Annotated in this window: 19 protein-coding genes; 11 read left to right on the top strand and 8 right to left on the bottom strand. The window is 71.3% G+C overall.

All coding sequences use genetic code 11. The features are described 5' to 3' along the window. The first annotated feature begins 49 nt into the window (after positions 1-49). Positions 50-550 carry a hypothetical protein gene (locus tag IH26_RS0133695; RefSeq protein ID WP_030440308.1) on the top strand — a complete coding sequence of 167 codons (501 nt, stop codon included), beginning with the start codon at positions 50-52 and terminating at the stop codon, positions 548-550. 345 nt (positions 551-895) lie between these two features. On the opposite strand, the gene IH26_RS0133700 is transcribed toward IH26_RS0133695, so the two are convergent. From IH26_RS0133700 to IH26_RS0133715, 3 genes are read right to left on the bottom strand one after another with little or no spacing between them, the layout of a single operon-like run. Further along, positions 896-1,342 carry a hypothetical protein gene (locus IH26_RS0133700; RefSeq protein ID WP_030440309.1) on the bottom strand — a complete coding sequence of 149 codons (447 nt, stop codon included), beginning with the start codon at positions 1,340-1,342 and terminating at the stop codon, positions 896-898. Positions 1,343-1,344: 2 nt separating this feature from the next. Continuing rightward, positions 1,345-2,850, bottom strand: coding sequence for an ATP-binding cassette domain-containing protein (locus IH26_RS63330; protein WP_084599259.1), 1,506 nt, complete (start codon positions 2,848-2,850; stop codon positions 1,345-1,347). Continuing rightward, complete coding sequence (locus IH26_RS0133715; RefSeq protein WP_051808978.1) at positions 2,847-3,992, bottom strand: MFS transporter; 1,146 nt, start codon at positions 3,990-3,992, stop codon at positions 2,847-2,849. Before IH26_RS0133715 ends, IH26_RS63330 begins: the two co-directional genes overlap by 4 nt. A 78-nt stretch (positions 3,993-4,070) precedes the next feature. Here IH26_RS0133715 and IH26_RS0133720 point away from each other — a divergent pair, with 78 nt between their 5' ends. The 3 genes from IH26_RS0133720 (at position 4,071) to IH26_RS0133730 (ending at position 7,460) form a co-directional block, all read left to right on the top strand. Continuing rightward, positions 4,071-4,748 carry a response regulator transcription factor gene (locus IH26_RS0133720; protein WP_030440312.1) on the top strand — a complete coding sequence of 226 codons (678 nt, stop codon included), beginning with the start codon at positions 4,071-4,073 and terminating at the stop codon, positions 4,746-4,748. Position 4,749: 1 nt separating this feature from the next. After that, entirely contained in the window at positions 4,750-6,081 is a 1,332-nt protein-coding gene (locus IH26_RS0133725; RefSeq protein WP_051808980.1) for a HAMP domain-containing sensor histidine kinase, read from the top strand. Between the two features lie 503 nt (positions 6,082-6,584). Then, on the top strand, positions 6,585-7,460 hold the full coding sequence (locus IH26_RS0133730; RefSeq protein WP_030440314.1) for a phytanoyl-CoA dioxygenase family protein: 876 nt from the start codon (positions 6,585-6,587) through the stop codon (positions 7,458-7,460). 529 nt (positions 7,461-7,989) lie between these two features. Here the strand turns inward: IH26_RS0133730 and IH26_RS0133735 are convergent. The 4 genes from IH26_RS0133735 to IH26_RS0133750 all read right to left on the bottom strand — a co-directional run bounded on the left by IH26_RS0133735 (position 7,990) and on the right by IH26_RS0133750 (position 13,984). Continuing rightward, the gene (locus tag IH26_RS0133735; protein WP_030440315.1) at positions 7,990-9,924 is read right to left on the bottom strand and encodes a thioesterase domain-containing protein; all 1,935 of its coding nucleotides are present in this window, start codon (positions 9,922-9,924) and stop codon (positions 7,990-7,992) included. Continuing rightward, positions 9,921-11,123 carry an NAD(P)-binding domain-containing protein gene (locus IH26_RS0133740; RefSeq protein WP_030440316.1) on the bottom strand — a complete coding sequence of 401 codons (1,203 nt, stop codon included), beginning with the start codon at positions 11,121-11,123 and terminating at the stop codon, positions 9,921-9,923. The genes IH26_RS0133735 and IH26_RS0133740 overlap by 4 nt, the downstream gene beginning before the upstream one ends. A gap of 187 nt (positions 11,124-11,310) precedes the next feature. Next, positions 11,311-12,615 (bottom strand): aspartate aminotransferase family protein, encoded by a 1,305-nt coding sequence (locus IH26_RS0133745; RefSeq protein WP_030440317.1) that lies wholly within the window; start codon positions 12,613-12,615, stop codon positions 11,311-11,313. Between the two features lie 16 nt (positions 12,616-12,631). Beyond that, a complete protein-coding gene (locus IH26_RS0133750) occupies positions 12,632-13,984 on the bottom strand; it encodes an aminotransferase-like domain-containing protein (RefSeq protein WP_245665753.1) in 1,353 nt (450 codons plus the stop codon). A gap of 215 nt (positions 13,985-14,199) precedes the next feature. Between IH26_RS0133750 and IH26_RS0133755 the strand changes: the two genes are divergently transcribed. Genes IH26_RS0133755 through IH26_RS0133785 form a run of 7 tightly spaced genes read left to right on the top strand, consistent with a single transcriptional unit; the run spans position 14,200 to position 20,935 of the window. Beyond that, positions 14,200-15,039, top strand: a complete 840-nt coding sequence (locus IH26_RS0133755) for a nitrilase-related carbon-nitrogen hydrolase (RefSeq protein WP_030440319.1) — start codon at positions 14,200-14,202, stop codon at positions 15,037-15,039. Then, on the top strand, positions 15,036-16,436 hold the full coding sequence (gene hydA / locus IH26_RS0133760) for a dihydropyrimidinase (RefSeq protein ID WP_030440320.1): 1,401 nt from the start codon (positions 15,036-15,038) through the stop codon (positions 16,434-16,436). The genes IH26_RS0133755 and hydA overlap by 4 nt, the downstream gene beginning before the upstream one ends. An 8-nt stretch (positions 16,437-16,444) precedes the next feature. After that, positions 16,445-17,440 (top strand): TIGR03842 family LLM class F420-dependent oxidoreductase, encoded by a 996-nt coding sequence (locus IH26_RS0133765; protein WP_030440321.1) that lies wholly within the window; start codon positions 16,445-16,447, stop codon positions 17,438-17,440. Beyond that, entirely contained in the window at positions 17,437-18,279 is an 843-nt protein-coding gene (locus IH26_RS0133770; RefSeq protein WP_034216562.1) for an ABC transporter permease, read from the top strand. Before IH26_RS0133765 ends, IH26_RS0133770 begins: the two co-directional genes overlap by 4 nt. After that, entirely contained in the window at positions 18,276-19,049 is a 774-nt protein-coding gene (locus IH26_RS0133775; protein WP_030440323.1) for an ABC transporter ATP-binding protein, read from the top strand. Before IH26_RS0133770 ends, IH26_RS0133775 begins: the two co-directional genes overlap by 4 nt. Continuing rightward, a complete protein-coding gene (locus tag IH26_RS0133780) occupies positions 19,046-19,798 on the top strand; it encodes an ABC transporter permease (RefSeq protein WP_030440324.1) in 753 nt (250 codons plus the stop codon). The genes IH26_RS0133775 and IH26_RS0133780 overlap by 4 nt, the downstream gene beginning before the upstream one ends. 9 nt (positions 19,799-19,807) lie before the next feature. Then, positions 19,808-20,935: an ABC transporter substrate-binding protein gene (locus tag IH26_RS0133785; protein ID WP_030440325.1), complete on the top strand. Its 1,128-nt coding sequence runs from the start codon at positions 19,808-19,810 to the stop codon at positions 20,933-20,935. Here the strand turns inward: IH26_RS0133785 and IH26_RS0133790 are convergent, their stop codons facing one another. Continuing rightward, complete coding sequence (locus tag IH26_RS0133790; RefSeq protein WP_030440326.1) at positions 20,936-21,715, bottom strand: hypothetical protein; 780 nt, start codon at positions 21,713-21,715, stop codon at positions 20,936-20,938. Between the last annotated feature and the right edge of the window lie 11 nt (positions 21,716-21,726).

A 21,726-nucleotide genomic window follows, 5' to 3' on the forward strand; every position in this document is an offset into this window, starting at 1 on the left:
GGTGAGCAAGGCTGACCGGCTCTGTCGTGCGGCCAAGTCCCAAGCTCTCGTGCGAATCAAACGGTCTCCGCGCAACGCCGACCAAGTCGACGGCATCGTCGTCGCTGTCGGCTCCAAGTGGGCCCTGATCGCGCACACCGGTGACGGAGGTTTCTTCGAGGGCCTGGTCGCCATCCGCGTCAAGGACGTGGTGAAGGTCAAGAAGGACTCCTCGTTCGAGGAGCGCTTCGCCCGGGCCCAGCCCGAGTGGCCGCCCACCGCCCCGGCGGAGCTCGACCTGGACACGACCGCGGGCCTGCTCAGGGGCATGAGCGCGATCTCGCCACTGCTCGCAATCGAGCAGGAGAGACGGTTCCACTCGCGGATGACGTGGATAGGTGTCGTCGACCAGGTCACCAGACGGTGGCTGTGGCTGCGCGAAGTTCGCCCGGACGCCACCTGGCGCAAGCGGCCGCTCGGCTACAAGCTTCGCCGAATCACCAAGGTCTTCATCTCAGATCGTTACCTCACCGCCCTCGCGGCCATCGCCGGGACGGGACCCACGCACTGACATCTGGGCGATGGGCAGTCCGGAGAAGTTGCGTCGGCTCCCGACGTGCTGGTAGCGGCCGGACTCTGATGTCACCGTCGCGGGCGTCACCGTGAGCTTCCCGCTGCGCTGAGGTGCGCCGCCTTCCCTGCGGAGCGGAGCGACGCCGAGCGAAGCGGGGCGGAGCGACGCCGAGCGAAGCGACGCCGGCCGGGAGAGCCGGGCCCGCCCGGCGGCCGGGGTCGGAGCCGGTGTTGCAACCAGCGGCCCTGGCACGCCGGGGACTCGTCTTCGCTCGTACGGTCGAAGCAGCGGAACGGAACCGCTCAGCGCAACCCACGCGGGCGGTCAGCTACGGAAACGCGGTCAGGTGGGGATGACGCCGTCGAATTCGAAGACCGGATTCGGGACGTCGTGGCCGTGTTTGTCGGTGATGGTGGCCAGGCCGACGATCTTCGAGGGGCCGCCGGCCACGTAGGTCGCGTCGGTCCGGACCTGGACCTCGAACTTGCCGTCCTGGTGTTTGCCCTTGTTGTCGGTCCAGCTCATCATGCAGATCCAGTTCGGGCCGGCGCCGGTGTCGGCGACCTTCGGGCCGCCCTTGTCGCAGGTGTCGGTGGCGGCGACGGTGGCCGTGGCGACGCCGGCGATGCCGAGGAGGCCGGCCTGCTGCACGTAGAGGTTGGCGAAGGTCGGCGCGAGCGCCTTCTCCAGGCCGGCCCTGGTGATCTCGGGATGGCCGGCGGCGACGGTGGCCGCGATGCCGGCACCGGCGGCGAGCACGGCGACGGTACGGGTGACGATCGGGCGCATGGTCAGCCTCCGGTGATGTCGCGGCGGCGCACGCCGAGGTAGGCGCTCGCCAGGCAGATGAGGGTCCAGCCGGCGCTCACGGCCAGGCCGGTCCGCAAGGGTCCGTGGAAGGGGTGCTCGGCGAAGAGGCCGTGCCACGCCTCGAACGGCGTGGTGAGCAGCAGCTTGCGGGTCAGGTCGAGGCCGCTGACGCTGCCGAGCAACTGCATCGCGAAGCCGGCCACGACCGGCGCGGCGATGCCAAAGGCGGGGTTCCGGGTACGTACGGACAGCAGCAGGGCGAGCGCGGTGAACCCGATGATCGGCGGGATCGCCGTCGCCCACGCCAGGACGACCAGCCGCAGCGCGGGGCCGGAGGCGATGGTCTGCCCGGAGAGCCCGGTCAGCGGCTGGTGGCCGATGATCAGCACGCTGGCGGCGATGGTGCTGGCCGCGAAGACGGTCAGCAGCAACAGGTTGTAGGCGAGCGCGGTGAGCGTCTTGGCCCAGAAGATCTGGCTGCGGCTGACCGACCGGGTCAGGATGGTCTTCCAGGTGCCGTGCTGGTCCTCAGCTGCGAAGATGTCCCCGGCCACGATCGCGGCCAGCAGCGGGAGCGCCCACTGGGCGGCCCAGGCGAGCATGAGCAGCGGCATCGCGTAGCCGCTGAGGTGGACGAGCCGGCCGTAGATGGTGTCCGAGGGCACCTGCGCCTGGCCGTTGAGCACGGCCACCACCGGGATCGGGACGATCAGGGCGGCGGCCAGCAGGGCGCGGCTGCGGATCTGGGCGGCCAGCTTGACGATCTCCCAGCGGAGCGCGGCGGCCAGGCCGGGACGGCGGGTGGCGACCACCGGGGCGGTCATCGTGGCGGTCATCGGGCCGTGGTACACGACCTTGCCCGTACGCATGATGGTCACGTCGTCGCAGATCTCCTCGACCTCGCCCATGTCGTGGCTGGAGAGGAGCACCGTGAGGCCGCTGCCGGCCAATTGCTTGACCAGCGCCCGCATGTCCCGGATGCCGGCCGGGTCGAGCCCGTTGGCCGGCTCGTCGAGGACCAGCAACTTCGGGTCGCGCAGCAGGGACGCGGCGACGCCGAGGCGCTGCCGCATGCCGAACGAGTATCCGCCCACCTTGTCCCCGCCGCGGTCGCGCAGGTCGACCGTCTCCAGCACCTCGTCGAGCCGGCTCCCGCTGACGCCGCCGTCGAGGCCGGCGAGCAGCTGGAGGTTCTTGCGGCCGGAGAGGCCGGGGTAGAACTTCGGGCTCTCGATGAACCCGGCCACCCCGTCCAGCGCCCGGACGCCGTCGCGGTCCCAGCTGCGGCCGAAGACGCTCAGCTTCCCCGAGTCCGGCCGGATCAGCCCGAACAGCATCCGCAGGAAGGTGGTCTTGCCGGCCCCGTTCGGGCCCAGCACCCCGTACACCTCACCCTGGCCGACCCGCACGCTGAGCCGGTCGACCGCGGTGAGCATGCCGTAGGTTTTCGTGAGGCCGACCGCGTCGACCGCCAGCACGTCGCTCATGGCCGGGGACGGTAAAGATCGGGCATGAAAGCCACATGAAGCACCGCCCCGACCGCCAGCAGAAAACCGAGAACCACAAAACCAAGACCCAGGCTTGCGTACGTCGCGACGCCCGCGACCAGCAGCGGCCCGCCGGCGTCGCCGAGCTCGCGGCCCAGCTCGGCGGTCCCCATGGTCTGCCCCAGGCGCTCCTTCGGCGTGCCCGCGGCCAGCGCGGCGAAGCCCAGCGGCGTGATCAGCCCGGTGCCCACGCCGATCAGCGCCGCCCCGGCCAGCACGCCCACGAGACCCGGCAGCGTGGCGGCGGCCAGTCCCCCGGCGGTGGCCGCGAGGCCCACGCTCAGCCCGGTCCGCAGGCGCAGTCGCCCGTCGTCGAGGGCCCGCCCGGCGCGCGGCTGCACGACGGCCGCGCACAGCGCGAGCACGGATACCGCGGCGCCGGTCGCGATCGTGCCCAGCCCCGCCACGCGCCCGAGCACGGGCAGGAAGCCCACGCCCACGGACAGGGCGGCGGTCGCGGCGGCGAGGGCGGCGGTCGGCCCGAGGAAGACCGGGTCGGCGATCCGGCGGGCCAGGTCGAGCACGGTCTGCCGGGCCCTGGGCAGCGGCGGCACCGCCGGGACGGCCGCGAAGGCCCACCCGGCGACGGCCAGCCCGAGCCCGGTGAGCACCACGAAGAGCAGCCGCAGGCCGCCGGCCCAGACCAGCACGCCGCCGAGCAGTGGTCCGAGCGTGTAGCCGATCGACTTGGAGAACCCGTACGAACCAAATGCTCTGCCGTGTCTTGCGGCCGGATTGAGGCGGGCGACCAGGGCCGAGGCCGCCGGGGAGAACGCCGAGGCGGCGGCGCCCTGACCGAGCCGGGCGGCCCACAGCCAGCCCGGGCTGTCCGCGAGCGCGTAGATCGCCGAGGCGAGGGCGAACGCGACCAGCCCGCCGAGCAGGACCGGCCGCGCCCCGACCCGGTCGGCGAGGGTGCCGAAGACCGGCTTGAGCAGCACCTCGGCGCCGTCGTAGAGAGCCAGCAGGCCGCCCAGTACGAGCAGCGACGTCACCGCGTCGGCGGAGAAGCCGCCCAGGTTCGCGGCGACCGCGTGCGCCCCGAACGCGGTGGTGAACCCGGCCGCATACAACGGCCACATCCGTCGCACTCCGGCCCTCCCGCGCTTCGGCCCGCCCGAGCACCATGATGCACTGGCCCTCGTACGACGGAGGTGGGCGTGCGGGTGTTGGTGGTGGAGGACGAGCGGCGGCTGGCCGACCTGCTCGCGCGCGGGCTGCGGGAGGCCGGGCACGACGCCGACGTGCGGCACACCGGCGGGGACGGCCTGCTGGCGGCGACCGTGGGCGGCTACGACGCGATGGTGCTCGACGTGATGCTGCCGGAACTGGACGGGCTCAGCGTCTGCCGGAAACTGCGGGACCGGGGCGTACGCGTGCCGGTCCTGATGCTGACCGCCCGGGGTTCGGTGCCGGATCGGGTGGCCGGGCTGGACTCCGGGGCGGACGACTACCTGAGCAAGCCGTTCTCCTTCGACGAGCTGCTCGCCCGGCTGCGCGCGCTGCACCGGAGGACCACAGCGGACGCCGCCGCCGAGCTGCGGGCCGGGAACCTGCGGCTCGACCCGGCGACCCGGCGGGTGTTCCGGGACGACGCCGAGATCGCCCTCTCCGCGCGCGAGTTCGACATCCTCACGCTGCTGATGAGCCGGGCCGGGCAGTGCGTCACCCGCTACCAGATCCTGGACGAGGTCTGGGACGGCGAGACCGACCTGCGGTCCAACGTCATCGACGTGTACATCGCCAGCGTACGGTCCAAGGTGGACCGGCCGTTCGGCCGGCACGCCATCACGACGCTGCGCGGGGCCGGCTACCGCCTCGAGGCCGACGGTGGCTGAGATGCGGTCCCGGCTGCGGCGGCTGCCGTTGCGCGTACGGCTGATCGCGGGTTTTTCCGTGGCGATGTCGATCGTCCTGGCCGGCGCCGGGGCGTTCGTCTACCTGCGCGTGCGGTACGCCCTCGACCTGCGCCTCAACGAGGACCTCACGGCACAGGCCACCCTGATCACCCAGGAGGTCGCCGCCCGGCGCCCGCTCGCGATCGCGCCCGGCACCGAATACCAGATCCTCGACCCGGGCGGCCACGTGCTGTTCGCCAGCACCGGCAGCACCGGCCCGCCGCTGCTCACCGCCCACCAGCTCGCCACCGCGCGGACCCGCCCGGTGCGCGCCGACCGCGGCGACCTCTTCCCCATTCGCCCCGGCACGCTCCGGTTGTACGCCGTCCCGCTCCCGCCGTCCGGCAGCGGCGGGTCCGTCGCGGTCGTGGCCACCCGGCGCGACCAGCGCGACGAGGCCTTACGGGAACTGATCGGCCAGCTGGTGCTCGCCAACCTCGCCGCGCTGGCCGTCGCGTCGCTGGTCGGCTACCGGCTCACCCGCGCCGCGCTCGCCCCCGTCGAACGCTACCGAGCCGAGGCCACCCGGATCGCCGCCGACGCCACCGGCCTGCGCCTCGACGTGCCCGCCCACCGCGACGACGAGCTGACCCGGCTCGGGCACACGCTCAACGACATGCTCGCCGCCCTGGAGAAGGCGCTCGATCGGGAGCGCCGCTTCGTGCACGACGCCAGCCACGAGCTGCGCACGCCCCTGACGCTGATCAGCACCGAGATCGAGCTGGCGCTACGGCGGCCGCGAAGCAACGCGGAGCTCGAGGAGACGCTGCGGAACGTGGCGGCGGACGCGGAACGGCTGCGGCAATTGGCGGACACGCTGCTGACGGTAGGGGTGCAGGCGCCGCCGGGGGCGGGCGAGACGGCGGACCTGGCGGAGGTGGTGGTTGCGGTCGCCGGGCGGTATCCAGGGGTGCGGGTTTCGGCGGGAGAAGGGGTGATCGCGCGGGCCGACGCGGGGCGGATGCGGCAGGTGATGACGAATCTGCTGGACAACGCGGTTCGGCACGGGGCGCCGCCGATCACGGTGGATACCGGGCGGGAGGAGGGGGCGGTGTACGTGCGGGTGAAGGATGCGGGGAAGGGGATGGAGCCGGGGTTTCTGGCGGAGGCGACGGGGCGGTTCAGCAGGGGGGATACGGCGCGTAGCACGCCGGGGGCGGGGTTGGGGCTGGCGGTGGTGGAGGCGATCGTTCTGGCTCATGGCGGGGAGTTGCGGCTGCACAGCGACGAGTCCGGGACGACGGTCACGGTGATGCTGCCGGCCGCCGAGTAGCACATCCTGCCGATCATTGGGCTTCGTCCACACGCGGGATGTTCGGGATACGCGGAGGGGCGCTGTGCTGCGCGGAGCATGGCGCGACGCGGCAGAACGGGAACGGGCACGGCGGGACGTCGATTCGCGGTGTGGGCCGCCGCCAGGCCCGGCCAATCGCATAGCCGCCGAGCGGGACGCGCGTCAGCGGGCGGGCATCCAGGACGGCGCGTCCAGGACGGGATGTCGGGGGCGGGGTGCCGGGGGCGGGTGTCGTACGCCACACGCAGGGAGGAATCTCCTGGTCATTGCGGCGGTGCGGAAGGGGCGCATCGCCGGGTCCGCGGCGTGGTGCGCCCGGGTTGTCCGGATCGTCGGTGAAAACTGTGCAATTACGGTGGGTAACTTCAAAACTCCTCGAAAAACGTTGCAACGGATTGGGGGGCCGGTCGCGTCTTCACACATGAGGCACCGGATCCCCCGGGGGACAAATGAAGAGCGAAGCATTGAGGGGGTCCGCCACAATGGCATTGACCGGGTTCGAGGCGATCACACCGGAGCAGCGGGAGGAGTTCCAACGGGAGGGCATTCTGCTGATTCGTGGCGCGCTCACCGAGGAGCAGCGCGCCGGGCTCGAGGTCGCGGTCGACCGGGTCTACGCGCGGGAGCGCGAGGCCGGTCGGCTCAAGTCCGACGGCACGCTGCACCTGCTCGGGTTCCTCGATCGCGACGAGGCGTTCGGCGAGCTGCTGACCCACCCCACCACTTTTCCGTACGTGTGGGGGCTGGCCGGCTGGAACATCTACAGCCACCACAACCACCTCGACGTGACGCCGCCGAACCCGTCCGAGGAGCCGCCGGGCTGGGGCTGGCACCAGGACGGCTACCGGCAGAACTCGGATCCCGAGTCGCTGAGCGGCGACCCGCGGCCGATGCTGTCGCTGAAGGTGGCCTACGTGCTGTCCGACCTGTCGCGCACCGGGCGGGGCGCCACCAAGGTGATCCCGGGCAGCCACCTGAACAACACGCTGGAGCGGACCGAGGCCGGGCGCGACCCGAGCGGCGCCGTGGAGATCACGGCGAACCCGGGCGACGCCTTCGTGTTCGACCGGCGGCTGTGGCACTCGCGCTCGGTCAACCGCAGCGCGGTAACCCGCAAGATGCTGTTTGTCGGTTACACCTATCGTTGGATCCGGCCGCTCGACGACATGCCGATCGATCGCGACAGCGAATGGTGGTCGAATCGGACGCCGTTGCAGAGACAATTGCTCGGCGAGGCTACCAGCACCGCCAATCACTGGGGTGTGAACTGGGACGGCTACATCGACGAGAAAATCCCGCTGCGGCACGAATTGCAGAGCCGCGGATTGCTCGATCGCTCCATTCCGTGGCTCCGTTAGCCGAGCACGGAGCGTAGTCACCGCCGGTCCCGCCACGCGACGGAGCCCGCCCCCAGTGCAACCGGACGGGCGGGACTGGCGGCCACCCGCGCGTCCAACCATGGCCGGCACAGGACGCGCGGAGAAGGCACGCGGGCCGACCGCCGGGTGAGCGGTCGCCCGCGTGCCGTGCCGCCTCTCGGCCGGAAAGGGCCCGGTAGGTGGTTGGACCGCGGGCCCGCAGGGCTGCGCCCACACGACGGGCGCAGCCCTGCCCCGCCTGCAGGACACGGGACCTGGCCCGCAGAAGTATGCGCGGCCCGGAACATGCCGGGTGCCCGGAAGACGCACGCGGCCTGGAAAAGCGCACGCGGCCCGGGCGGGCACACGCGGCCCGGGCGGGCACACGCCGCCCGGGCGAGCACACGCCGCCCGGGCGAGCACACGCCGCCCGGGCGAGCACACGCCGCCCGGGCGAGCACACGCGTCGGGCAAGAACGGGGCCCGCGTTCCACGGGGGCAGAACGCGGGCCCCATTCGGTCCGGAGGGTCACTCCTTCGGGGTGTTCAGCCTCTTGGTCAACCGCCGGCCCCAGCGGCTCAGCGGGTGCGACCGCCGCGCCACCGTCCGCTCCCCCAGCTCGATCAACGCCAGCGACCGCCGCGGGACGTCCAGCTTCTCGACCGGCGCGCAGTCGGCCGGGAACAGCGTCAGCACCTCGCCGACCGGGTGGCCGCCCTCGACCAGCAGGTGACAGGTCGGCGTCACCCGGGAGTTCAGCTCGACCAGGTAGGCCTCGCCGTCCGCGTCGATCAGGAAGTCCATCCCGCAGAAGCCGCTCAGCCCGAACCGCTTCACCACGTGCCGGGCCGTCGCGGCCATCCCCGGGTGGTCGATCACCCGGACCACCTCGGCCGGCCCCTGGGTCTGCGTCGCCCGCACCACCTCGAGGCAGATCAGGTCGCGGACCAGCCCGTCCTGGCAGACCACCGTGGCGACCGCCTCGCGGCCCTCGACGTACTGCTGGGCGTTGACCACCGGGCGGCGGCCGCGCAGCCGGTTCGTCAGCCCCTCGGTCTCCCGGTTGACCACCAGCCGTTTGAGCGCCCGAGGGTACGACATCGGCCGGGAGATCCGCGCGAACGTCGGCCCCAGCCGGCTCTCGTCGCGGACCACCGCCACCCCACGCCCGCCCCAGCTGCCGTCGGTCTTCAGCACCAGCGGGTAGCCCCAGCCGGCCAGCGTCGCCGGGTCGGTGACCACCGAGGTGTCCGGTGCCACCGCGCCCGCCTTCTGCGCCTCCTGCGCCACCGACGCCCGGGACGAGATGCGCTCCCAGTCGTCGAGGTGGCCGAGCGAGCGCTCGATCAGCACCCGGGTCTCCGCGTCGCCGGTGTGCGCGTGCAGGCGCCGGATCAGCGCCCACGCCCGCTCGTCGTCGGGCAGCAGCAGGTCGGGCCGGGTCTGGCGGATCGCCGACTCGAGCGACGCCAGCCGGCGGCCGCGGCGCAGCCGGTGGTCGGCGATCAGGGTGCCCTCGAGCACCTCGAGCGGGTGGTCGACCGGCCGGCAGGCGGAGACCTCGAAGCCCGCCTCGGTCAGCGCGTGCCCGAGCCGGGCCGCGGAGAACCAGCGCATGGTGCTGACGATCATCGGGCGTTCGAAGCCGGGGCCGGGGCGCAGGCCGGCGAAGTCGGGGCGGCGGGAGGCCAGGCGGTGGTCGATCATGTGGGCGATCACCCCGGCGGATTCCGGGCGCTGCATGACCGTCAGGTGGTCGCCGGCGATCCGCTGCAGGTGCATCTGCCGGGCCAGGCCGTTCCAGAGCAGCCCGGTGTCGGCGCCGAAGTGCCGGTCCTCCGCCGAGGCGATCAGCGTGACCTCGCCGTCGTAGTACCGCGGGCGGTACCCGCTGAGCGCGGCGAGCGCGTTGGCGGTCACGTCCGGCGTCCCCGGCTCGGCGGGCCGCAGGGTGTCCACCGCGTCGGTGTCCCGGCGCCGCAGTCGCTGGATCAGGCGTCCGCCCCGGCGGCGGAACTCGGCGGCGGCCTGCAGCGGCGGCATCCGCACGATGCGTACCAGCTGCCAGCCGGTACGCCGGACCAGCGCCCGCGCCCACGTCTTGCGCGGCCAGTACCGCTCGTCGAACAGCGCGTCGATCAGGAACAGCGACTCGACGGTCTCCCCAGCCGCCTGTAGCTGTTGTGCCATCTCGAACGCGACCAGCCCGCCGAACGAGTACCCGCCGAGCCGGTACGGCCCCGCCCGCTGCACGCCGCGGACGGCGCTCACCAGCGCGGTGGCCATCGCCTCGAGGCCCGGCTCCGACTCGACGGTCGGCGCCACCGCGTAGACCGCCTGCGGCCCGGTGACGGCGGCCGCGAGATCGGCCAATTCGTTCGGGTCGCCCTCCAGGCCGGGCACCAGGAACAGCGCCTCGTCCCGGAGGCCGGCCCGGAGCAGTTCGATCGCGACCGCGCTCATGCGGTTGTCAGGCGACGGGCGCGGCGGGCGATCCGGCCGGCGACCAGCGGTGCCACGTACTCGGCGCCGACCATGAAGCGCATCAGCGGTCCGTAGCTGTTGGCGGCGGCCGGCCCGACGATGTAGAGCCCGTCGACCGAGCTCTCGAAGCTGCCGTTGAGCACCGCCATCCCGGCGTGCGTGCGGATCCCCCGCCGTACCCGCTCGCTGATGAACTGGAGCCGGTCGACGTCCGGCGAGTAGCCGGTCGCCGCGATCACGTGGTCGGTGACCCGTTCGGTCCGGGTGCCGTCGGGCCCGCGGAGCACCAGCTTGACCCGGCCGCTCTCCTCGCTCGCCGACACGAGGTGGGTGCCGAGCAGGGTCGTGACGCCGGCCTCCATCCGGGCCTTCATCGGGTAGCCGGATGCCGGGCCGAGGTGCCGTTTGACGACCTTCACCCGGAAGTCGCCGGGCAGGAAGCGGAACAGCCCGGGCCGGTTCTGGCAGAGCCACGAGCGCCAGCCGGGGCCGAGGCCGGACGACGGCGCCTTGATCTCTTCCCAGCGGGTGCGGGGCTTGCCGCTGGGCGCGCCGGCGAACTTCAGCTTGCTGCTGCGGGCCACCAGCGAGGTGGTGGCGCCCCACTCGGACAGGAACACCGCGACGTCGACGGCGGAGGCGCCGCCGCCGATCACGGTGACGTCCTGCCCCGCGAAGCCGGACAGGTCGTGGTGCGCGGAGCTGTGCGTGACCAGCCGCGCCGGCAGGGACTTCAGTTCGTCGGGCATCCGGCCGAAGTGGGTGATGCCGACCGCGCTGACCACCAGGTCGGCGGTGAGCGTGTCGCCGTTGTCGAGGCCGATGGTGAAAAGGTCGCCGTCCTTGTCGACCGAGACGACCTGGTTCTCCTGGAGGTCGGGCACGAAGCGCTGCTGGAAGTCGCGCGCGTAGTCGACAAAGGTGTCAACTTTGACCGGAATATCGGTGTCGTGGTACGGAATGCCCTGGTCGGCGCAGTAATTGGCCAGCGTGCCCTTTCCGTCCGGGTCGCTGAGGCTGGAGGCGAAGCCATCCGATTTGAGGAGCATCCCGGCGGGTACGTGCCGCGCCCACGTGTCGATGGGCACGCCGAAGATCCGATATTGAATGCCCAGTGAGCGAAGGTGCGCGGCGATCGAGAGCCCGTACGGTCCCGCCCCGATGATGGCCACTGTCACTGCGACCGTCCCAACGATTCAGTGTGTGTTGACCGCCGATTTTTTTCGGTGGCGCGGGGAATGTTAATGACCCAGAAACTTCACAGGTAGCGCCTGCAAGGCTGGCGAAGTGTCAGATAGTCGCCGGGCCGGCACCGATCTGGCGATGCCGACTCGGCCGAAATAGCGATGCCGATGTCGCGCCGGATCAGCCTATGCGCGACTCCGCGTCGACCCGGGTGATGGCGTCGGTGAGGACCGCCAGTCCCTCGCGCGCCTCCTCCTCGGTGAGGGTGAGCGCCGGCCCGATCCGGATGACGTTGCCGTAGAGGCCGCCCTTGCCGACCAGCAGGCCGCCGGCCTTGCACTCGTCGAAGACCCGTACGGTCGCGGCCGGGTCCGGCTCCGTCGTGCCGGGACGGACGAACTCGAGGCCGACCATCAGGCCCTTTCCGCGCACCTCGGCCAGGATCGGCAGGTCCAGCGCGCGCAGTCCATCCAGGAGGATCGCGCCGACCCGGGCCGCGTTGGCCTGCAGGTCGTGCGAGAGCACGTAATCCAGCACCGCGTTGCCGGCCGCCGCCGAGAGCGGGTTGCCGCCGAACGTGGAGAAGCTGATCGCCGGCACCGCGTTCATCACCGACGCCCGGCCGACCACCCCGCCCAGCGCGAATCCGTTTCCGATCCCCTTCGCGAACGTGATCAGGTCGGGCGTCACGCCGTGCGCCTGATAGCCCCAGAAGTGCTCGCCGGTGCGGCCCCACCCGGTCTGCACCTCGTCCGCGATCAGCAGAATGCCGAATTCCTTCAAGACTTTCTGGTACGCACCGAGCACGCCGTCGGGTGCCGCGACGAACCCGCCGACCCCCTGGATCGGCTCCGCGATCAGCGCCGCCACGTCCCCGGCGGTGACCGTCGCGAGTACTTCGCGCAGGTCGTCCACCGCGGCCTCGGCAAGGTCCTCGGTAGAGAGACCTGCCATCCGGCCGCGCAGCCGGTCGCCGGACGCCAGCCAGGACACGTTGACCGGGCTGAGCGAGCTGGACGACCAGGAGCGGTGTCCGGTGATCGCCATGGTCGCGAACGTACGGCCGTGGTAGCTGTTCTTGATCGCCAGAATCTGGTTGGACCGGCGCACGTTCGTGGCCATCAGCAGTGCGGTCTCGTTGGCCTCGGTGCCGGAGTTGGTGAGGAACACCCGCGCGTCCGGGATGCCGGAGACCCGGGCGATCTTCTCGGCCAGCTCGACCTGCTGGCGGATCAGGTAGAGCGTCGAGGTGTGCACCACGCCGGTGGCCAGCTGCCGGCGGACCGCCTCGTTGATCTCGGCGACGTCGTACCCGATCATGTTGGTCAGCACGCCGCCGAAGAAGTCCAGGTAGGAGCGTCCGGAGGCGTCGGTGACCCGCCGGCCGGAGCCGGACACGATTTCGATCGCCTCCTCGCCGTAGTAGATCGGCATCCAGTCCGGCAACACCGCGCGATGGCGGGCGAGCAGCTCATCGGTCATCAGAATCCCCTCCGGTGGATCAGCGCCAGCCGCGCGGGTGCGGCCGGACTCGGGCGCCGCTGCCGCGGCTGTCCAGGATGGCCGCCGACGCGAGCGCGTCGGCGAGGTGGTCGAAGCCGTCGGCGACCAGCCCGGCGGTGACCCGGACGTGATCGGTGGCGAGCGGGGTGACGCAGAACGGCGCGCCGGGCGCGACCGCGATGCCGCGCGCGGCCAGGGACACCATGGCGATCTGCTGGTCGTCGACCGCCATCCAGAGGTTGATCCCGTCGGCGGCGGTCGCGGAGACCCCGCGGTCGTGCAGCTTGGCGAGCAGGGTCGCGCGTCTCCGGGCGTACGCCCGGCGGGCCCCCGCCACCTGGGCCACCGCGCCCGGGTCGGTGAGCAGGTCGAGCAGCACCCCCTGCAGCAGCCGGCTGGACCAGCCCGGCCCGAGCAGCCGCCGGTCGGCCACCGCCGAGACGATCGAGCCGGGCCCGCCGATCGCGGCCAGTCGCAGGTCGGGCCCGTGGCTCTTGGAGAAGCTGGCCACGTGCACGGTGCGGCCGGGCAGGTGCCGGCCGACGCTGACCGGCGGGGCGGTGGCGATGTCGCCGGCGTGGTCGTCCTCGACCACCACCACGCCCGGGAAGTCGGCCAGCACGGCGGCCAGCGCGGCGGCCCGGGCCGGGGTGATGCTGGCCCCGGTCGGGTTGTGCGCCCGCGGCTGGAGGAAGACGGCGACCGCGGGGTACTCGGTCAGCACCGCGCGCAGCCGGTCGGGCAGCATGCCGTGCTCGTCCATCGGCACCCCGAGCACCTCGGCGCCGACCGTCTGCAGCAGGTCGAGCAGGGGCGGGAAGGCCGGGTTCTCGACGATCACGTGGTCGCCGAAGCGGACCACCGCGTCGATCACCCGGTCCAGGGCGTCCAGGGCGCCGTCGACCACGGTGAGCCCGTCCGGCGGGTACGGCCACCGGTTGCGCAGCACGGTCTCCAGCATTGGCAGCACCGGCTCGTCGAGGTAGCTGCTGGCCAGCCGCCCGTCGCCGATCCGCTTGAGGGCATCGCTGAGGTCGGGCAGCAGGTCGTGGTCGGGCACGCCGGTGGACAGCTCGAGCACGGCCGGCGCCTCGGGGTGGCTCATCTGCGCGTACCGGAAGCTCTGCCGGGAGCCGGCCGCCGGGGTCACGAACGAGCCGGACCGGCCGCGGGTCTGGATCGCCCCGGCCCGGGTCAGGCTGCGCCACGCCTCGCTCACCGTGGTCGGGCTGACCCCGAGCTCCCGGGCGACGTCGCGGACGGTGGGCAGCCGGGATCCGGCCGGCAGCTCCCCGGCACTCACCAGACGGCCGACCGCCGCGGCGATCCCCCGAGCGCTGCGGTCCTCCACCGCACCTGCGATAACGCTGAGCAAGTTACCTCGCAGAAACTTTTTGTTACAGCCGGGCAATTGTCCGGCACGACGTGTGTCGTTAGTGTCCTACGGCATCTGAACCCGCCACGCAAGCTCTAGCGAACCGCCTATAACGGGGAGTAGACACACGATCACGGGCGCTGCCACCGCGCGCCCCGGAGCTCCAAGATCAAACGAGAGGGGCAGCAGTCATGACCGACGTCGTTCGCGCCGCCCTCGTCCAGACCACCTGGACGGGCGACAAGGAATCGATGATCAAGGCCCACGAGGACTATGCCCGCGACGCCGCCGCGCAGGGCGCGAAGGTGATCTGCTTCCAGGAACTCTTCTACGGGCCGTACTTCTGCCAGGTACAGGACGCCGCGTACTACGAGTACGCCGAGTCGATCCCCGGCCCGACCACCGAGCGCTTCCAGGCGCTCGCCGCCGAGCTGGGCATGGTCATGGTCCTGCCGATGTACGAGAAGGAGCAGGAGGGCGTCCTCTACAACACCGCGGCGGTCCTCGACGCCGACGGCAGCTACCTCGGCAAGTACCGCAAGCACCACATCCCGCAGGTCAAAGGCTTCTGGGAGAAGTTCTACTTCCGGCCCGGCAACCTCGGCTTCCCGGTCTTCGACACCGCGGTCGGCAAGGTCGGCGTGTACATCTGCTACGACCGGCACTTCCCGGAGGGCTGGCGCGAGCTGGGCCTGGGCGGCGCGCAGATCGTCTTCAACCCGTCGGCCACCAGCCGCGGCCTGTCCAGCTACCTGTGGCAGCTGGAGCAGCCGGCCAGCGCGGTCGCCAACGAGTACTACATCGGCGCGATCAACCGGGTCGGCATCGAGGAACTGGGCGACGACGACTTCTACGGCCAGTCGTACTTCGTCGACCCGGAGGGCAAGTTCGTCGGCGAGGTCGGCGACACCCACAACCCCGAGCTGATCGTTCGGGATCTGGACCTGAGCCTGATCAAGACGGTCCGCGAGCGCTGGCAGTTCTACCGCGACCGCCGCCCGGAGAGCTACACCCGGACGGTGGAACTGTGAGCATCCTGATCAAGGGCGGCACGGTGGTGGGACCCACCGGGCCGTACGCCGGGGACGTGCTGGTGGACGGCGAGACGATCGCCGCGATCTTCGCACCGGGGAAGGGCCCGGAGGGTCCCGAGGTCATCGACGCCACCGGGAAGTACGTCATCCCCGGCGCGGTCGACGCGCATACCCACATGGAGCTCCCGTTCGGCGGCACGCACGCCAGCGACACCTTCGACACCGGCACCAAGGCGGCCGCGATCGGCGGCACCACCACGATCGTCGACTTCGCGGTGCAGCGCTACGGCGAGGTGGTGCAGGACGGCCTGGCCGCCTGGCACGGCAAGGCGGACGGCAACTGCCACATCGACTACGCCTTCCACATGATCCTGGGCGGCGTGGACGACGACGCGCTCAAGGCGATGGACCAGCTGGTCGCGACCGAGGGCATCACGAGCTTCAAGCTGTTCATGGCGTACCCCGGGGTCTTCTACTCCGACGACGGCCAGATCCTGCGCGCCATGCAGAAGGCGCGGGAGAACGGCGCCATGATCATGATGCACGCGGAGAACGGGCCGGCCATCGACGTGCTGGTCAAGCAGGCCCTGGAACGCGGCGAGACGGACCCGATCCACCACGGCCTGACCCGGCCGCAGGAGCTGGAGGCGGAGGCGACCAGCCGGGCGATCTGGCTGGCCGCCGTGGCCGCCGACTGCCCGCTCTACATCGTGCACCTGAGCGCCTCCAAGGCCCTCGAACAGGTCAAGGCGGCCCGCGACCTGGGCCGCAACGTGTTCGCCGAGACCTGCCCGCAGTACCTCTACCTGACGCTCGAGGACCAGCTGGGCGCGCCCGGCTTCGAGGGCGCCAAGTGGGTCTGCTCCACTCCCCTGCGCAGCAAGCACGAGAGCCACCGCGCCGACCTCTGGCAGGGCCTGCGTACCAACGACCTGTCCGTGGTGTCGACCGACCACTGCCCGTTCTGCATGAAGGACCAGAAGGAGCTGGGCCTCGGCGACTTCTCCAAGATCCCGAACGGCATCGGCAGCGTCGAGCACCGGGTGGACCTGCTCTACCAGGGCGTCGTCGACAAGAAGCTGTCCCTGGCCCGCTGGGTGGAGACGATCGCGACCACGCCGGCCCGGATGTTCGGCCTCTACCCGAAGAAGGGCGTGATCGCGCCCGGATCGGACGCCGACATCGTGCTGTACGACCCGGACGGCCGCACCCGGATCAGCGTCGAGACGCACCACATGAACATGGACCACTCCGCCTGGGAGGGCTGGGAGATCGACGGCCGGGTCGACACGGTCATGTCGCGCGGCGAGGTGATCGCCGCGGGCGGCGAGTACACCGGCCGGGCCGGCCGCGGCCGGTACCTCAAGCGCGGCCTCTCCGACTACCTGCTCTAGGGGCGTACATGGACATTGGTGTTGTGCTGCAGAACGACCCGCCCGCGCTGGGCGTGGTCGAGCTGGCGAAGAAGGCCGAGGACGCGGGCTTCAGCCACGTGTGGACGTTCGACTCGCACGTGCTGTGGCAGGAGCCGTTCGTCGTCTACTCGAAGATCCTCGACGCGACCGAACGGGTGATCGTCGGCCCGATGGTCACCAACCCGGGCACCCGGGACTGGACGGTCACCGCGTCGCTGTTCGCCACGCTCAACGAGATGTACGGCAACCGGACCATCTGCGGGATCGGCCGGGGCGACTCGGCGCTGCGCGTGCTCGGCCTGCAGCCGCAGACCCTCGGCCAGCTCCGCGAGTCGGTCCAGGTGATCAAGGGGCTCGGCAACGGCGAGAAGGTGACCGTACGAGGTCAGGAATTGCAGTTCGCCTGGGCGCCCGACAGCCGGCTCGAGGTCTGGGTCGCCGCCTACGGGCCGAAGGCCCTGGCCCTGACCGGGGAGGTGGGCGACGGGTACATCCTGCAGCTGGCCGACCCGGACATCGCCGCCTGGATGATCTCCGCCGTCCGCAAGGCCGCCGCCGCGGCCGGCCGGGATCCGATGGCGATCAAGTTCTGTGTGGCCGCGCCGGCCTACGTCGGCGACAACGTGGAACACCAGCGGGAGCAGACCCGCTGGTTCGGTGGGATGGTCGGCAACCACGTGGCCGACATCGTCGCCCGGTACGGCGCGGACGGCGCGGTGCCGCAGGCGCTGACCGACTACATCAAGGCGCGGCAGGGCTACGACTACTCCGAGCACGGGCGGGCCGGCAACACCCACACCACGTTCGTGCCCGACGAGATCGTGGACCGGTTCTGCGTGCTGGGTCCGGTCGCCGAACACCTCAAGCGATTGGCGGAGCTGAAGGCGCTCGGCGTGGACCAGTTCGCGGTCTATCTGCAGCACGACGCGAAGGACGAAACCCTCGCCGCCTACGGTGAGCAGATCATCCCGGCGTTCCGGTGAGACGGATCCTCGCCATTCTGGCCGGGCTGCTCGTGATCGTGGCGCTGTGGGAGGGGTACAAGGCGGTCGGCAACCCGGACGGGACGGTCCTGTTCGGGGTGCGCGTTCTCCCTCGCGCCGACGACCTGTCCATGCCCCACGTGTGGACGGTCCTGCAACGGCTCGGCCGGCCGGAGCTCACCGGCGGCCGGCCAGTCTGGATCGTGGTGCTGCAGGCCTGCCTGTTCACGCTCGGGATCACCGCGGCCGGCTTCCTGGCCGGGGCGGCGGTCGGGCTGCTGCTGGCGGTCGCGATGCAACGGTTCCGGCTGGTCGAGCGCGGGCTGCTGCCGTACGTGATCCTCTCCCAGACCGTGCCGCTGGTGGCGCTCGCGCCGCTGGTGGCCGGCTGGGGCGGCACCATCATGCCGCCCTGGGCCACGGTCGCGGTGATCGCCTCGTACCTGGCGTTCTTCCCGGTCGCGGTCGGCATGCTGCGCGGTCTGCAGTCGCCGGCCGCGAGCGGGGTCGAGCTGATGCGCAGCTACGCGGCCGGGTGGTGGCGGACGCTGGTCAAGCTGCGGCTGCCGGCCTCGCTGCCGTACCTGTTCCCGGCGCTGCGGCTGGCCGGCGCGGCCGCCGTGGTCGGCGCGGTGGTCGGCGAGATCTCCACCGGCACCCGCGGCGGGATCGGCCGCCTGATCATCGAGTACTCCCGGGAGGCGACCAGCGACCCGGCCAAGGTCTACACCGCGATGCTCGGCGCCGCCCTGCTGGGCCTGGTCGTCGCCGGCGCGGTCAGCCTGTTCGAGCTGCCGCTCATGCGGCACCGGCGGCACGTGGAGGTGGTGACGCTATGACGGCCGTGGTCCTCGACAAGGTGACGAAGGTCTTCAACCGGGGGCGGGCCGACGAGGTGACCGCGCTCGCCGAGGTGGACCTGACCGTCGGCGACGGCGAGTTCGTGTCGCTGATCGGGCCGTCCGGCTGCGGCAAGAGCACGCTGCTGCGGCTGATCGCCGACCTGATCGAGCCGACCACCGGCACGGTGCGGGTGGCCGGCAAGGAGGCCGGCCGGGCCCGCCGCGACCAGGACTACGGGATCGCGTTCCAGCAGGCCGGGCTCTTCGAGTGGCGGACCGTGCGGCGCAACGTCGAGCTGCCGCTGGAACTGCGCGGGATGGGCAAGGGCGAGCGCAAGGCGCGGGCCGAGGAGATGCTGGCGCTGGTCGGGCTGGCCGAGTTCGCCGGGCACTACCCGGCCCAGCTCTCCGGGGGCATGCAGCAGCGGGTGGCGATCGCGCGGGCCCTCGCCGTACAGCCGCCTCTGCTCTTGATGGATGAGCCGTTCGGCGCGCTGGACGAGATGACCCGGGAACGGCTGCAGGGCGAGCTGCTCGGGATCTGCGCCCAGACCGGCACCAGCACGGTCTTCGTCACCCACTCGATCTCGGAAGCGGTGTTCCTGTCGAACCGGGTGGTCGTGATGTCGGCCCGGCCCGGGCGGATCACCGCGGCGATCCCGGTGGACCTGCCGGCCCGCGACGAGGCGGCCCGGCAGTCCGAGCGCTACTTCGAGCACGTCACCGCGGTGCGGCAGGCGCTGCGTGGCGTACCGGCCACGACATGAGGCGCGTCCTTCCTCCGGTGATCGTCGGGATCGCCGCGATCGTCGCCTGGCAGCTGACCGTCACGCTCGGCCGGATCGCGCCGTTCATCCTGCCGGCCCCGTCCGAGATCTGGGAACAGCTGGTCGAGCAGCGGCAGAACGTGTGGGAGGCGGCGCTGGCCAGCGGCGCGAACGCGCTGATCGGGCTGATCGCCGGCTCGATCGTGGCGGTGCTGGCGGCGATGGTCGCCAGCCGGTTCCGGCCGGTCGCGGAGATCTCCATCCCGTTCGCGGCGGTGGTCAGCGCGCTGCCGATCATCGCGCTGGCGCCGATCCTCAACAACATGTTCGAGACCACCAGCAGCATCCCCCGCCGGCTGGTCGCCGCGATCATCGTGTTCTTCCCGGTCTTCCTGAACACCCTGCGCGGCCTGCGCGAGGTCAACCCCATCCATCAAGAGCTCATGCACACGTACGCCGCCGGGGGCTGGACGTTCGCCACCAAGGTCCGGCTCCCCGGCGCACTCCCCTACGTCTTCACCGGTTTGCGCCAGGCATCCTCCCTGGCCGTCATCGCGGCGGTGGTCGCCGAGTACTTCGGCGGCCTGCAGAACGGGCTCGGCTCGCGGATCACGTCGGCGGCCGCGTTCACCGCCTATCCGCGCGCGTGGGCCTATGTGGTCGGCGCGTGTCTGCTCGGCCTCGTCTTCTACCTCACCACGCTCCTCTTGGAACGCCTGGCCATGCCCTGGCGATCACGCCTTATTTAGGGAGAGTATGTGAAGATATTTAGGACATTTACCGTATTTACGGCACTGTTGCTTGCCGCCTGCGGCACGGCTGACCAGGCCAAGACGACTCCCGCGGCCAGCGGCTCGTTGACGCCGATCAAGCTGCAGCTGCAGTGGTTCTTCCAGTCCCAGTTCGCCGGCTACATCGCGGCCGTGGACCAGGGCTTCTACCAGGAGCAGGGCCTCGACGTGCAGCTGCTCGAGGGCGGCGTCGACATCGTGCCGCAGACCGTGCTCGCCCAGGGCAAGGCCGACTACGCGGTGGCCTGGGTGCCCAAGGCGCTCGCCTCCCGCGAGCAGGGCGCCGGCATCACCGACGTCGGGCAGATCTTCGCCCGCTCCGGCACGTACCAGGTGGCCTGGAAGTCCAGCGGGATCACCACGCCGGCCCAGTTCAAGGGCAAGAAGATCGGCAACTGGGGCTTCGGCAACGAGTTCGAGCTGTTCGCCGGGATGACCAAGGCCGGGCTCGACCCGGGCAAGGACGTCACCCTGGTGCAGCAGCAGTTCGACATGCAGGCGCTGCTCAAGCACGAGATCGACGCGGCCCAGGCGATGGCCTACAACGAGTACGCCCAACTGCTGGAGGCGAAGAACCCGGCGACCGGCAAGCTCTACACCGCCGACGACTTCTCGATCATCGACTGGAAGCAGAACGGGTCGGCCATGCTGCAGGACGCGGTGTGGGCGAACACCGACAAGCTGAAGGACCCGGCGTACCAGGCACAGACGGTGAAGTTCCTGGTCGGCACGATCAAGGGCTGGGCGTACTGCCGGGACAACCCGGAGAAGTGCCGGGACCTGGTGGTGGCCAAGGGCTCGAAGCTCGGCAAGTCGCATCAGCTGTGGCAGATGAACGAGGTCAACAAGCTGATCTGGCCGTCCACCGCGGGCATCGGCGTGATCGACGACGCGGCCTGGAAGCAGACCGTGGACATCTCGATGACCACCAAGAACCAGACCGGCGACACGGTGCTGAAGAAGGCGCCGGACGCGGACGCGTACACCAACACCTACATCAACCAGGCGCTCACCCAGGCCAAGGCGGCCGGGGTGGACGTGAACGGCGCGTCCTTCCAGCCGGAGAAGGTCACGCTGGAAGCCGGCGGCGCCTAGTCACAGCGGGATCAACCGGGCGGCGAGGGCGACCGCGTTGAGGTCGCCCTCGCGCAGCTTCGCGGCGGCGCGCGGCTCGGCGAGCCCCTCCAGCCGGTGCGCCGAGGCGTCGATCAGGGCCCGGTCGCCGTTGAGCAGCCGGGTGGCCATCTTCGCCTGGGCGGGGCTGAGCTCGGCGTACGCGCAGCGGTCCAGCGCGGTGATGGTCGCCTGGTCGAGGGTGCCGGCCAGGGCGCGCTCGGTGACGATCTTGAGAAGCCAGTCGGGCCACCAGCCGTACTTGCCGACCATCAGCCCCACCTTCACGGCGACACTCGGGCCCTGGCCGGCGCGCAGCAGCCGGACGGTCAGCACCGGGTCGAAACGCTCCAGGCGCAGCGCGCCGACGAAGGCGCGCAGCAGCGGCTGGGTGCCGACGAACGGCTCGGCCTCGGCGGCGGCCTGCGCCCAGTCGCCCTGCAGGGCGTGGCAGACCACGTACGTCTCGGTGATCCCGGCGTCGTCGCCGGTGGACCGGTCGGCCAGCCGCTCGACCGTCGCCACCAGCCGCTTGATCTGCTTCTCGGCCCGCTCGGCCAGTTCCGGGCTGGACGGCTTGGCGAGGTGGCGCACCACCACGTCGGCGGCGATCTCGGCCTCCCGGCGCAGCAGCGGCGACTTGATCTTCGGGACGATCAGATCGGTGATCCCCTCGGTCACCAGGGCCGCGTCGAAGCTGCCGGAGACCTCCCGGAACTGCGCCCACCAAGTTGCCGGGTGCGCCCGGTGCTTCGTCTCCACGGCTCTCCCTT

Origin of the sequence: Actinoplanes subtropicus, from assembly GCF_000721705.1 — a bacterium.
GTDB classification, from domain to species: domain Bacteria; phylum Actinomycetota; class Actinomycetes; order Mycobacteriales; family Micromonosporaceae; genus Actinoplanes; species Actinoplanes subtropicus.